This window comes from Shewanella algidipiscicola (assembly GCF_003605125.1).
Taxonomy (GTDB): domain Bacteria; phylum Pseudomonadota; class Gammaproteobacteria; order Enterobacterales; family Shewanellaceae; genus Shewanella; species Shewanella algidipiscicola.
Genome location: NZ_QPQT01000015.1, coordinates 55,671 through 68,921, shown reverse-complemented (window position 1 = coordinate 68,921; position 13,251 = coordinate 55,671). Strand labels below are relative to the sequence as shown.

Sequence of the window (13,251 nt, the reverse complement as noted above, 5' to 3'; positions counted from 1 at the left end):
ATACTAACCGATCATCACCTAAGTTTCACCAAAAGCTGCTTTAACTGAGCTAAATCTATCCGAATATTGTCAAATTTTCTGGTACACTTAGCCAAATTAATTTTAGGGGGTAGTCGTTTTGTCTTCAGCTTCTCATCATTATCATCTTAGCGATGATCTTCTCGCGCCAGTATTGGCCATTTTAGATGCATATCAAGATCCCAATTTACAGCAAGGTTTAGTCACCGCAGGTTGTGTGACCAAACTCGATATTGAAGGTAAACGCCTGCTGTTGGGCTTATGTTACCCCTATCCGTGTCAGAGTCAGTATCGCGATACTGTCATGGCTATTACCAATAAGCTGGCGGTACTCGATGCCATCGATGAAGTAGAATGTGAAATCGATTTCCAACCTGCAACGATTGCATCTGGTGCAGTAGCGCCATTGCCAAACGTTAAGCAAGTCATTGCCGTTGCCTCAGGTAAAGGCGGCGTGGGTAAATCAACTACGGCCGTTAACCTCGCATTGGCACTTGCTGCCGAAGGCGCCAAAGTCGGTATTCTCGATGCCGATATTTACGGCCCATCCATCCCCATTATGCTGGGAGTGCCCGATTTTAAGCCGGTTTCACCCGATGGCAAGATGATGACGGCAGCAAGCGCCCATGGCATCGCAGCTCAATCAATAGGGTTTATGTTAGGCGGCGATGAAGCCGCAGTGTGGCGTGGGCCTATGGCTGCTGGCGCATTAGCCCAGCTGCTCAATGAAACCTTATGGCCTGAGCTTGATTATCTGGTGATTGATATGCCACCAGGCACTGGTGATATTCAATTGACCTTGTCGCAAAAAGTACCTGTAAGCGGCGCGGTTATCGTGACAACGCCACAAGATATTGCGCTTGCCGATGCGAAAAAAGGCGTCAGTATGTTCCAAAAGGTCAATATTCCAGTATTGGGTATTGTGGAGAACATGAGCTTTCATTTGTGCAGTGAATGTGGTCATAAAGAGCATCCTTTTGGACAAGATGGCGGCGCTAAAATGGCGCAGCGTTACAATGTGCCATTGCTGGGCCAGTTACCGCTTAAACTCAATATTCGTGAAGATGTTGATAATGGTGTGCCAACAGTGGTGGCCGATAGTGAAGGACCCGTGGCGCAGCTGTACCTAGCGATTGCCCGTAAAGTGGGCGCGCAGCTTGCGTTAACCCAAACGCAAAATGTTGTTTCAATTTCAATTTCAGATGATGAGTAAGGTTTAAAAGCATGAATTCGCAATGTGTCATTATTGGTATCGCTGGTGCGTCAGCGTCGGGTAAAAGCCTAATCGCTAAGACCATTTATGAAGAGCTATGCCGTGATTTAGGCACAGATCAGATAGGTGTGATAGCTGAAGATGCCTATTACAAAGACCAAAGTCACCTGTCGATGGATCAGCGAATATTAACTAATTATGACCACCCCAAGGCGCTCGATCACCCTTTATTGTGTGAACACCTTGAAGCGCTTAAAAATGGTCAAGCGGTTGATATTCCAAAATACAGTTATACCGAACACACGCGCATGGCTGAAACCACTACCATGACGCCTAAAAAGGTGATCATTCTTGAAGGTATATTGCTGTTAACCGATCCCGCATTGCGTGAAAAAATGGATGCCAGTGTGTTTATGGATACCCCGCTCGATATCTGCTTCATGCGCCGTTTAAGCCGTGATGTTGCAGAGCGGGGGCGCACGATGGAATCTGTGATGCAACAATACACTCAAACGGTTAGGCCGATGTTTTTGCAATTTATTGATCCGTCGAAGCAATACGCTGATATTATTGTGCCTCGAGGCGGTAAAAATCGTATCGCCACCGATATATTGAAAACCAGAATCCAACACCTGTTAGTAAAATAATAAGATGAATTTAGGAGTGACGTTGAAATGCGTTTGACGGATTTAGAGATTGAAGCTTGCTTAGATGATGGATCAATTGTGATTGAGCCGCGTCCCACAGCCGATGCCATTAGTGGTGTGAGTGTTGATGTTAAGCTTGGTGATCAGTTTCGCGTATTTCAAGATCATACCGCTCCTTTTATTGACCTTAGTGGCCCAAGTGTCGAAATGCAGGCGGCGCTCGATAGTGTGATGAGCGATAAAATTGTGATCCCAGAGGGCGGCGCATTTTTCCTTCACCCGGGAGAACTGGCGTTAGCTATCACTCATGAAACCGTCACCTTGCCGTCTGATATTGTTGGTTGGTTGGATGGTCGCTCTTCGTTAGCGCGATTGGGGTTAATGGTGCACGTGACTGCGCATCGTATCGATCCTGGTTGGCAAGGTAAGATAGTGCTTGAGTTTTACAACAGTGGAAAATTACCTTTGGCGTTGCGGCCAATGATGACAATTGGCGCGTTGAACTTTGAGCGGCTTAGCTCACCTGTGGCGCGTCCTTATAATAAGCGGGCCAGTGCTAAGTATCGAGATCAGCAAGAGACTGTCGCTAGCCGGATCAGTCAGGATTAATAATGTCTGCATTATTATGGGTCAATGGCGTTCGCCAAGATACCGTATCTGCTGTTGATAGAGGCCTCGCCTATGGTGATGGCCTTTTTGCTACGATGCGCTGCTCAAAAGGACGAGTGCTGTTTTTAGATGCGCACCTAGGCCGCGCAGTACAAACCAGTCAACGCCTTGGCATGCCTTGGCAAGCGTCTGCGCAACTTATTGGTTTATTAAATTCAATTGCGATAGAGCAACAGCAAGATTTAGGTAGCGATTTTTGCATTAAACTTTTACTCAGCCGCGGCGTTGGCGGACGAGGTTATCAGTTACCTGAACATGTGTCGGTCACCGAAGTGGTGTCGGTGCATCCGATGCCAAGTCACTATCGTCACTGGCAGATGAACGGCATTGCGCTTCAGACCAGCCCGATACGCCTAGGCGGGCAAACTCGCTTAGCGGGAATGAAGCACCTTAATCGTTTAGAGCAAGTCTTGATTAAAGCCCAAGTGTTAGACAAGGGCTTTGATGATTGGTTGGTGCTTGATACTCAAGAGCGGGTGATTGAGTCTTCGATGGCGAATCTGTTTTTAATTAAAGATAAACAGGTGGTGACGCCAAGCATGCACCTAGCAGGTGTTGCTGGTGTGATGCGAGAACAGCTCATTTACTGGTTTATTGAGGCGGGGTTTAATGTTGCGATTAGGCCTGTTATCCCGAGTGAATTAAGTCAGTTTGATCATGTATTACTGTCTAATAGCCTGTTTGGTGTGGTTGGAGTCAATCGTATCGAACAGTGCCGCTTTGCCCCCAGTGCATTGCCCCTTCAAATAAACCAAGCCCTCACATTATCATTATGAAAAAACTCATTAGTAGAGTGATGATTGCACTCTTTGCGTTACTTACCTTAGCATCGGTTGGCCTCTATTGGGGTTACCAGTCGTTGATGAGTTACAGTCAAACGCCGCTAACGCTGACATCCGCTCAAGAATTGGATCTAAAGCGAGGCACGTCATTTATCCAATTGGCACAAGTCTTAGAGCAGCGCGGCGTCATACAAGACAGTTGGAAGCTTAGGGTATTGGCTAAGGTTCGCCCTGATTTAACTCAGATCCGTGCAGGCTTGTATGAGCTCACGCCGCAGGATAATGTCATTAGCCTGCTGGAAAAACTAACCCAAGGGCGCGAAAAGGTCTTTAGTGTCACTCTAATCGAGGGGCTCACCATAAAAGAATGGCGCGCAATTTTGATGCAATTACCCAAAATACAGTGGCAAGACGGGGTATTTAATCAGGTGTTGATTGAGCATGGCGATATGTCGGGTCAACCCGAGGGGAAATTTTATCCCGATACCTACCACTATGTTGCTGGCGATGACATACAGGTGATTGTTGAACAGAGCTACCTTAAAATGCAGCAGGAGTTACAACAGGCATGGCAAGGAAGAGATACTCGGATCCCGTTAACGTCGCCTTATGAGTTATTGATCTTAGCGTCGATTATTGAAAAAGAGACCGGCAAAGCCAGTGAACGCACTTGGATATCGGCCGTCTTTACTAATCGATTGCGTAAAAATATGCGATTACAAACCGACCCTACAGTGATTTACGGCATGGGCGACAGGTTTAATGGCAATATTACTCGCAAAGACTTACGTGAACGAACGCCGTATAACACGTACCGAATTAATGGCTTAACCCCAACGCCCATCGCGGCGCCAAGTGGGGCGTCGCTTTACGCCGCCGCTCATCCAGCTGATGTAGATTACCTCTACTTTGTGTCGAAAAACGATGGCAGCCATATCTTTTCTAAAACATTAGCCGAACATAATCGGGCCGTAGATAAATACCAGAGAAATCGATGAACAATACCCATGCGAAATTTATTGTTATTGAAGGATTAGAGGGAGCCGGTAAGTCGAGTGCTATCGCTTTAGTCAGAGACTTTATTGCCCAGCATACCGGAGCCACTCCAGTCTGTACTCGTGAGCCCGGCGGCACGCCGCTGGCTGAGCGAATCCGCGATTTAGTGAAAGTGGCGGATCCCAGCGATCCCTTATGCGATGAGGCCGAGTGTTTATTGATTTACGCCGCAAGGGCCCAGCTGGTAGCTAATGTCATCAAGCCTGCTTTAGCCAATGGCCAGTGGGTACTGGGCGACAGGCATAATCTGTCCTCTTTAGCGTATCAAGGCGGTGGGCGAGGATTAATGCCGTTAGTCTCATCGGTAAGTGAAGCCACCTTAAAGGGCTTTAAACCTGACTTGACCATTTATCTGGATATCGATCCTGTGCAGGGATTACAGCGTGCGGCAGACCGTGGTGCGTTGGACAGAATAGAGCAGCAAGCAGTGAGCTTTTTTGAGCGCGCCAGAAATACCTATTTATCGCTCGCCGAGCAAGATGATGCCATTGTGATTGTCGATGCTAGTCAACCCATGGCAAAGGTTCATAGCGATATTGTGGCTGTGCTGCAGCAGCAAGGTTGGTAATGATGGTCAACATTCCTTGGCTCACGCCAGTGATTGCCCAGTTTAGTCAGCAATTAACGACGGGTTTGCAAGGTCATGCTTATTTAGTGGGGATGCATCAAGGATATGGGGGCGTCGAGTTAGCCCAAGCGTTAGCGTACACAGCTTTGTGTCAGCATCCGAGCTCACAGGGACCGTGCGGTCATTGTAAGCCTTGCCAATTGACGCTCGCAGGAACTCATCCTGATTTTTACCAAGTAGAAGCAGATGGCAACCAGATTAAGGTGGATCAGATAAGGGACTTATGTCAACGCCTGACATCAACCGCGCAGCAGGGCGGTAAACGTGTTGCCATGATTAAAAATTGCGAGCGCCTTAATGTTGCTGCCGCCAATGCACTATTAAAGACACTCGAAGAGCCTGGTCAACAAACCCTACTGTTATTGCAAAGTGATACGCCGAGCCGTTTAATGGCGACCATTAGTAGTCGTTGTCAGCGTTTGCATTTTAAGCTGCCGATTGCACAAGAGGTTCAAGCCTGGTTATCCGAGCACTATGAACTGAGCGGTGATGTCAGCTGGTGTTTGCCTGTAATGGGCGGACCGATAGAGTTGCTAGCAGCATTACAATCGCAACGGTATGCCGAATTACTACAACTGCGCAAAGACTGGATTCAAAGTTTGTCGTCCGGCCACCTGTGTGCTAATTTTACTCATATAGAACAAAAGCAAGTTTCTGATGCGCTTAAGGTTTTATATCTAGTCTTAAGACAAAAGTTGGTTAAACAGAAAAATGCAGATGCGCTAGTAAACGTTAAAATAACCCGTTTAGCGGCTCAGGTGATGGCTAGGTATCATGAACTTAACATGATGCCCAATGTGAATGTTATGGCAATTTTTCAATCGTTTATTTTAGAGTATCAATCACTAACACAAGAGCAATAATTATGGTCGACCTCGTGGTTAATTTTGATACTTTACACCAATTGTACCGAGCTTACATGCCGTTTATTCAGCCTGCTGGCTTGTTTGTCGCCACGACAGAGAGCCACTATTTAGGCCAAGAGTTATCCATTGTTTACCAACTTCCAGGGTTGACGACTAAGATGGAGTTTCAAGGTCTTGTGGTGTGGATTAACCCTCTAGGAGCCTCTGGCGGAAGGCCTGCAGGTATTGGGGTTAAAATCATCTCAGATGCCTCGACCCATAAGCACCATATTGAGAACCTACTTGCCCGAGAACTCTCCTCGAGTGATTTGACCTGCACCATGTAGCTCGGTATCCTTTGCGTCCTTTTTGTTGTTTACTTGGATTATAAGCGTGCTCATCGATTCTCACTGTCATCTCGATCGCCTCAAGGCTGCTCCCGATCAAGCCTCTTTGCAACATATTATTGCCCAGGCTAAAGCGCGTGGTGTTGAATACTTTTTGTGTGTCAATGTGCGCCAACAAGGCTTCACCCAGATGCAAGCCAAAATGGCCGATTTTGAGCAAATATTCTTGTCTGCTGGAGTGCACCCCTTAGATGTAAAAGAGGGATTGGATACTGCTCAGCTTTATGAATATATTAAGGATCCTAAGGTGGTAGCGATTGGTGAAACAGGGCTAGATTATTTTTACGCCGATGACACGAAAGCGCTGCAGTTATCATGCTTTGAACAACAAATTGCGCTGGCGGTTGAAGTGGATAAACCGCTGATTGTGCATACTCGCGATGCCAGAGAAGATACTATCGCCTTACTGAAAGCAGGCCATGCCGATAAGGTCGGTGGGGTATTACATTGTTTTACTGAAAATTGGGAGATGGCCAAGGCGGCCATCGATTTAGGCTTTTATATTTCTGTATCCGGCATAGTGACGTTTAAAAATGCCGGTGATTTACGGACGGTTATTCGTAAAGTCCCTAAAGATCGTTTATTAGTTGAGACCGATGCCCCTTATTTGGCGCCAGTGCCACATCGTGGGCAAGAAAATCAACCCGCATATGTTCGTGATGTGGCCGAATTTGTGGCTGAACTTCGAGGCGAGTCTTTTGAGGCGTTAGCCGATTATACAACGACAAACTTCTTCAATTTATTTAAAGATGCCGCCAAATTAGCTAAGCGCGAGTAGTACTGATATCGACACTGAATCGTAATTGGGAGCCAAAATCCTAAGACAAACTCCTAAGACAAACTCTCACTACCTTGTTTTAATGTGCTGGCTTATGGCTTATGGCTTATGGCTTATGGCTTATGGCTTATGGCTTATGGCTTATGGCTTATGGCTGTGATGGGTTGTGTTAGTGATTGTGTCATAACACTTTTGGTTTGGGAGTATGGGTGTTGAGCTGATGATAATCACCACAGGTTATATCAAATAACAGATAAAAAAAGACCCAAAACTATTCCAATTGTTCTGGGTCTAGGGGAATGGCTCTTTGCAGAGCCGTGCGCTACTGTTTGAGAGGGTCTCTAAATACTTCTCAGGCTTTTAGTGTAGTCAAGGTTGAGCATGCTGCCGAATTTGTCTACATTGAGCGCTACCTTAATTGTAAGCAAATGTTACACGGTGGTCGGCATCACCAGCCTACATCCTAATGATTAACTTTTGGGTGCCGGATAAGTGCTTAATGATGGGGAAATTTTATCTTTGACCAAGTCCCGAGGTAAGCTGTTTTTCAATTTAGTGCCAAGGTGTTTAACGAGACCTAAATTGGCCTGATGATAGCTGACGAGTTGCTCGCCTTGTGGTGTGGTTTTGGTGGGTAACATAATGTCTCGCCCCATAAGATAACTGCTGGCTTGGCTTTCATCTAAGGCGATACTCTTACTGGCATCAGCTAATGCCACTATGGCTTCATGACGAACCTTAAAGCCTTTTTTGAGTGTATCAGCCAACTTTAAACCGATGCGTTGAAAACGGATCTTGCCAATTAGTGGCATGATATTGCGCGGGAATAACCAATATTCATCGTCACGCTGCATCACAACGCCATGTTCGGACAGGTTAATGTCGAACGTCGATTGAAAGTAATCTTCAAGGGCCTTAAGGGATTTATTAGTGGCCTGCGTAAACGGAAAATTCTTTTGCGCTTTAGGCTGCTCTACTGCGCGTTCAATATCGGCAATTTTGGTGATCTTGGCGATAAAGAAGCCTTCGCTGTCATAAATCTGTGGCCAAACATGTAAAAACCCCTCTTCGGTACACGCCTTATGCGCATCAGGAAACAGGTTGGCGAGTGACTCAAAGTGCACGGCGTCGGGGTAACGCTGCTGCAGATGTAGACACACCTGCTGATTTTCGGTGCGATTGAGTGTACAGGTCGAATAGACAAGTGACCCACCAGTTTTTAATGCCAGAAAAGCGGATTCGATTAGATCAACCTGAGTATTAGCGATGGCTTCAATCTCGGCAAAATCCCAATGTTTTAAGGCCTCGGGATCTTTTCGGACCGTGCCTTCACCGCTGCATGGCGCGTCGAGTAAAATGGCATCGAATGTGTCATAGAGGTATTCGCCAAATACCCGCGCATCAAAATGGGTGAGGGCTGTATTTTTTACGCCCATGCGTAATACGTTGGCGTGCAGTACTTTTACTCGGCTCGATGAGTATTCATTGGCAACCAGTAGGCCTTGATTATGCATCATGGCGGCAAGCTGGGTTGTTTTAGAGCCTGGGGCTGAGGCCATATCCAACAAGGTTAAGTCTTGCGGTGCATCGATGGGCGTTGGAAATAACGCATGGGGAGGCAACATAGAGCTGGCTTCTTGGATATAAAATAGTCCCTGAATATGTTCGATGGTATTGCCCAATTGCACATCGTCATTCACGGTGATCCAAAAGCCGGCATCAGACCAAGGGATAGGTTCAAACTGCCAGCCTTTAGGCTGCATTAAGGCGACAAAGTGACCCGCCGATATTTTTAAGGTATTAACCCGAATCGATGGTCTTAACGGCTTATCGCTGTAGGCGATAAAATCTTCCATCGATAGATGTTCGGGCATATCTTTAGCTATGCTATTGATAAAATTTTGATTTAGTTGAACCATAAGAAGGAAAAAGCAGATATTGTTGTCAGGCAGTATATCACATCGCTAGTTAGGCCTTAGTTAAACCTAGGTCAAAGAGGAGTTTTTGTGCTTAATCGCATCTGGTTTGTTTTCTTTGCTATCTCGTTACTGGCGATCATCATCGGGTTATTTCAAGGGGAGTGGCATCTGTTATCAGATGCGGTTGATGCGCTGTTTGCCAGTGCGAAATTGGCCGCGGAAATTGCATTAGGTTTAATTGGGGTGTTATCACTCTGGATGGGTTTGATGCGTGTGGGAGAAAAAGCGGGGGTTGTGGCTGCGCTTTCCTCATTATTCGAGCCATTATTACGCCGCTTAATGCCAGAGGTGCCTAAGGGGCATCCGGCTTTCGGCAGCGTGACAATGAACCTGACTGCTAATGTATTAGGGCTGGATAACGCTGCGACCCCATTGGGTCTCAAAGCGATGCAAGATCTGCAAACACTTAATCCTGATAAAGCGGTAGCGACCAATGCTCAGATCCTGTTTTTAGTACTTAATACCTCCTCGGTCACCTTAGTGCCAGTAACGGTCTTTCTGTATCGGGCGCAGCAAGGGGCGGCGGCTCCTGCCGATATCTTTTTACCTATACTATTAGCGACCTGCGCCTCCACCTTAGTCGGGGTATTAGTGGTGGCTTGTTTTCAGCGTATTTCGTTACTTAACAGTGTGATTTTGGGTTACGGTGCATTATTTTTCGCCATGATCTCAGCGTTGATATTTTATCTTGGTAGCTTAAGTGTCACCGCGATTGGTGAGCTGTCGACAGGGCTAGGCAACGGCATCTTATTATTATTGATTTTCAGCTTTATTATCATTGCCGGTCTGCGGAAGGTCGCGGTGTATGATGAATTTGTCAGCGGTGCTAAGGAAGGGTTTGAGCAATCGATAAAGCTTATTCCTTATCTTCTGGCCATGCTATTAGCGATTGCCTTACTAAGAGCATCCGGTGCGCTGGATTATTTACTCAGTCTGATTGCTGCCCTCGTCAATCTATTTAATGGTGATACTCGATTTATCGATGCCTTACCTACGGCGATAATGAAACCTTTTAGCGGGTCGGGCGCACGCGCTATGATGTTAGAAACCATGCAGCACCATGGCGTAGACTCTTTTGCAGGGCGGCTTGCTGCGATTCTGCAAGGCAGTACAGAGACCACTTTCTATGTATTAGCAGTATATTTTGGTGCTGTCGGTATTCGCAATGGACGTCATGCATTAGTGTGTGGCTTGACTGCCGATATTGCTGGGATCTGTGCGGCGATTTGGGTCTGTTATCATTTTTATGGCTGAGCATTCGCTAGGTATTGATGTAAGCGAATGTTCAATGAGCTAGCTTAGAGATGCTACTTAGTACTATTGGCGGACCTTAGTCAGTGGTGCTTGAGTGACGAGTTGATGTGTTGTTAAAAATGGTAGCTAACTGAAAGCATGGGGCCGATAAAGCTGTAATAAAGGTTGTAATTTGCGACCTTGATATCTGATTGGGCCACATTACTGTCGAAATCTACATCGACTTTATAGTAATTAAATGCCGCTGTCATGTGCCAATTATCGCTGATCTTCGCTTCTAATCCGGCACGAATATCCACAAGGCTACCTTTGATATCATCGAGTTCGATATAAAAATATTGCGCGTGAGCATTGAGTTTAAACCCTGGAATAAACTCATAGTCGGCATATAAACCTATATCGGGCAATGGGGCGGTTACTTCTTCATCCACGTAGCGAGGATTGGCATCACTGCATTGTTGTACGCTATCGCCCTTAAGACAGACGCCAATATCACCATTGAATGCAGTTTTGATGAACATGGTATGAACACCAAGGGAGAGACCAAAGTTGTAGTTATTGCCTTGATAAAAGTTATAGCCATAACCGATCCGTGCAATATCAATGTTGAGTGTGGTTTCTAGGTTAGCACCGGCTTGCACATTATAAATTTGGTCGTCCAGTGTCACTTGAAACGGAACGGTCAGCTTTTTGACTTCGGCATTACGATGTAACTGTTTCCAATCGGCGTAAATGCGGTGCTTGGCATTAAAATGATACTGTATTTCAAAAAAAGGCAGGAACTGAGACTCATCTAAATTAAGATCTTCTTCAAAATCAAGCTTAAAGTTATTGCCTAATAGGGGATCAGTGACATCCATAGTGGAATTGGAATTAGAATAAAAGCCACCAATTCGGATCACGGTTTTATCCTGCTCCATTTTTGATGGTACTGTGACCTGGGAGTCTCCTTCACTCGCTAAAGCAGAGGTGCTGAGAACGGCCAACGTCAGTAATGGTAAGAGTTTGTAAGCCAAAAAATACCCCGTTAAATCATACTTATTATAAGTCACTGATTGTATTGTGTTAGCCTTTTATATGTGCTAACAAGTTTAGCAGGTTACCGTATTTGTTAAATGATTTGTATCAAAAAATGTGTAGAACAGCTGTTTTTTCTATAATCTGAGGTAACCGTGGATGCTCGCCCTAAGCGCTTACCCACCTACTGTAATAAGGGCGTGAGCCTTGCTGTTCCTGAACTGGGCTCATCAGATAGCGAACAGAGCAAACCTTGATATGATTAATTTTAAGTTACAGATTTGTTTTTATTAATTAATAGAGTAATGGCCAGATGATCATCATCCAAGTGATGCCACACAATAATAGGCTGAGAAATACTGCGGCAGAGGCTATATCTTTTGCTTGACCGCTTAAGGGGTGGATTTCATCGCCGATACGGTCGACTACAGCTTCAATGGCTGAGTTTAACAGCTCGACAATTAACACTATAAACAGTGTCATGATGAGTAAGATGCGTTCAACTGTCGATACATCGAGGAAGGTGGCAATTGGGAGCATAAATAGTGCAAGCACGAGTTCCTGCCTGAAAGCCGCTTCACAGCGCCACGCAAGTTTTAGTCCTTGGATTGAAAAGCCCGTAGCTCTAAAAACACGTTTTATGCCGTGATTATTTTCTGGTTTCATAATATTCCATTGTAAAAAACTGAGTTTGGCTCAGTACAGCTTGTATAAGGTGAGCGAATTGCGACATATGTTATGCAACATCAATTATTTGAGATAACGAATTGCAAATAAGATTCAGCTAAAATTCAATTTATAGTTAATTAAGATACCACTAATAAAGTGACTTAACCCAAAGTCATTGTGTTCAAATCACTACATTAAGACACATTTTAGGCGCTGATATAAACCTTATCGAGCGACTTAGCTATGTAGATAACATTTAACTTAACCTCCATTAGTCTACACTTATTGTGATTTGTTCGAAGTATTGAACCATCACCCTGCTCAAGGAGGAGCTTATGGTGTTTTCTTTATATCGTTTGATTTTAAGCGGCTTATTATTAGGGCCTTACTTATTTGCAGCAAGCGTTTACGCTGATCCAACCTCTCATCAAGCCCCACCCAACATTGCACAGCAGTTACAGCATGCAGGAGCGATGACGGCGCAAGTTGCTATATCAGAGTACTTAGTGAGTGAAAAGTTCGATGGCGTTCGGGGATTTTGGTCTGGTAGTGCCATGTATAGTCGTAGCGGTCGGCCGATCGACCTCCCCATGTGGTTTACTGACGGGTTTCCTGATGAGCCCTTAGACGGTGAGTTATGGATTGGACACGGTCGTTTCGATGAAATTTCAGCGCTAGTTCGCCAAAGTGCTCCCGATGAGTCAGACTGGCGCAAGGTTAAGTTTATGGTCTTTGATGTGCCACAGTTAGCACAGCCATTTGCTATGCGTTATGGTTATGCACAGAAACAATTTACCGATATTTCTCCATATTTAGTCGTTATAGTGCAGCGGCAATTTACTAACGCCGTGGCGTTAGATGCTCACCTGACTCAGGTGATAAAAGAGGGGGGTGAAGGCTTAATGCTTCATCGAAAATCAGCTCTTTATCATCAAGGTCGTAATCAGGATCTGGTAAAACTGAAACGCTATGAAGACGCAGAGGCTGAGGTGGTCGGTTATCATCAAGGCAAAGGTAAGTATCTGGGGATGCTTGGGGCATTAGAAGTCGAAACACCCAGCGGAATTCGCTTTAAATTGGGGTCTGGCCTGACCGATGCCGAGCGGCGAAATCCTCCCGTATTGGGCAGTATCGTGACTTATAAATATTATGGTGTAACCAGTAATGGCGTGCCTCGATTTGCCAGCTTTATGCGTGTTAGGTCTAACCAATAGGTTATTTAATCAAGATTAAAGTAAGCGAACATGGAGAAATGCATCACATTAGCCAGAGCACCTAATCAAAATGCC

The 13,251-nt window shown here is 45.5% G+C and carries 14 protein-coding genes; 11 read left to right on the top strand and 3 right to left on the bottom strand.

What is annotated here, in order from left to right; genetic code table 11:
* Nucleotides 1–118: 118 nt before the first annotated feature.
* From apbC to DVO77_RS15565, 9 genes are read left to right on the top strand one after another with little or no spacing between them, the layout of a single operon-like run.
* Nucleotides 119–1,231: an iron-sulfur cluster carrier protein ApbC gene (gene apbC, locus DVO77_RS15605; protein ID WP_119978955.1), complete on the top strand. Its 1,113-nt coding sequence runs from the start codon at nt 119–121 to the stop codon at nt 1,229–1,231.
* Nucleotides 1,232–1,242: 11 nt separating this feature from the next.
* Complete coding sequence (gene udk / locus DVO77_RS15600; RefSeq protein WP_110456166.1) at nt 1,243–1,878, top strand: uridine kinase; 636 nt, start codon at nt 1,243–1,245, stop codon at nt 1,876–1,878.
* Nucleotides 1,879–1,905: 27 nt separating this feature from the next.
* Nucleotides 1,906–2,487, top strand: a complete 582-nt coding sequence (gene dcd, locus DVO77_RS15595; protein ID WP_119978954.1) for a dCTP deaminase — start codon at nt 1,906–1,908, stop codon at nt 2,485–2,487.
* Between the two features lie 2 nt (nt 2,488–2,489).
* Nucleotides 2,490–3,323, top strand: a complete 834-nt coding sequence (gene pabC / locus DVO77_RS15590; RefSeq protein WP_119978953.1) for an aminodeoxychorismate lyase — start codon at nt 2,490–2,492, stop codon at nt 3,321–3,323.
* Entirely contained in the window at nt 3,320–4,327 is a 1,008-nt protein-coding gene (gene mltG / locus DVO77_RS15585; protein WP_110456163.1) for an endolytic transglycosylase MltG, read from the top strand. The genes pabC and mltG overlap by 4 nt, the downstream gene beginning before the upstream one ends.
* Complete coding sequence (gene tmk / locus DVO77_RS15580; RefSeq protein WP_110456162.1) at nt 4,324–4,953, top strand: dTMP kinase; 630 nt, start codon at nt 4,324–4,326, stop codon at nt 4,951–4,953. The genes mltG and tmk overlap by 4 nt, the downstream gene beginning before the upstream one ends.
* A 2-nt stretch (nt 4,954–4,955) precedes the next feature.
* Nucleotides 4,956–5,876 (top strand): DNA polymerase III subunit delta', encoded by a 921-nt coding sequence (holB, locus tag DVO77_RS15575; protein WP_119978952.1) that lies wholly within the window; start codon nt 4,956–4,958, stop codon nt 5,874–5,876.
* A 2-nt stretch (nt 5,877–5,878) separates the two neighbouring features.
* The gene (locus DVO77_RS15570) at nt 5,879–6,205 is read left to right on the top strand and encodes a PilZ domain-containing protein (RefSeq protein ID WP_119978951.1); all 327 of its coding nucleotides are present in this window, start codon (nt 5,879–5,881) and stop codon (nt 6,203–6,205) included.
* A 46-nt stretch (nt 6,206–6,251) separates the two neighbouring features.
* A complete protein-coding gene (locus DVO77_RS15565; protein WP_110456159.1) occupies nt 6,252–7,043 on the top strand; it encodes a TatD family hydrolase in 792 nt (263 codons plus the stop codon).
* A gap of 470 nt (nt 7,044–7,513) precedes the next feature.
* Here the strand turns inward: DVO77_RS15565 and rsmF are convergent, their stop codons facing one another.
* Nucleotides 7,514–8,962 carry a 16S rRNA (cytosine(1407)-C(5))-methyltransferase RsmF gene (gene rsmF / locus DVO77_RS15560; RefSeq protein ID WP_119978950.1) on the bottom strand — a complete coding sequence of 483 codons (1,449 nt, stop codon included), beginning with the start codon at nt 8,960–8,962 and terminating at the stop codon, nt 7,514–7,516.
* A gap of 87 nt (nt 8,963–9,049) precedes the next feature.
* Here rsmF and DVO77_RS15555 point away from each other — a divergent pair, with 87 nt between their 5' ends.
* Nucleotides 9,050–10,276: a nucleoside recognition domain-containing protein gene (locus tag DVO77_RS15555; RefSeq protein WP_119978949.1), complete on the top strand. Its 1,227-nt coding sequence runs from the start codon at nt 9,050–9,052 to the stop codon at nt 10,274–10,276.
* Between the two features lie 113 nt (nt 10,277–10,389).
* Here the strand turns inward: DVO77_RS15555 and DVO77_RS15550 are convergent, their stop codons facing one another.
* Both DVO77_RS15550 and DVO77_RS15545 read right to left on the bottom strand, forming a co-directional pair.
* Nucleotides 10,390–11,292 (bottom strand): DUF481 domain-containing protein, encoded by a 903-nt coding sequence (locus tag DVO77_RS15550; RefSeq protein WP_119978984.1) that lies wholly within the window; start codon nt 11,290–11,292, stop codon nt 10,390–10,392.
* A gap of 295 nt (nt 11,293–11,587) precedes the next feature.
* Nucleotides 11,588–11,959 carry a diacylglycerol kinase gene (locus DVO77_RS15545; protein ID WP_110456156.1) on the bottom strand — a complete coding sequence of 124 codons (372 nt, stop codon included), beginning with the start codon at nt 11,957–11,959 and terminating at the stop codon, nt 11,588–11,590.
* A 338-nt stretch (nt 11,960–12,297) separates the two neighbouring features.
* On the opposite strand from DVO77_RS15545, the gene DVO77_RS15540 reads away from it, so the two are divergent.
* Nucleotides 12,298–13,176: a DNA ligase gene (locus DVO77_RS15540; protein WP_119978948.1), complete on the top strand. Its 879-nt coding sequence runs from the start codon at nt 12,298–12,300 to the stop codon at nt 13,174–13,176.
* Nucleotides 13,177–13,251: the final 75 nt, after the last annotated feature.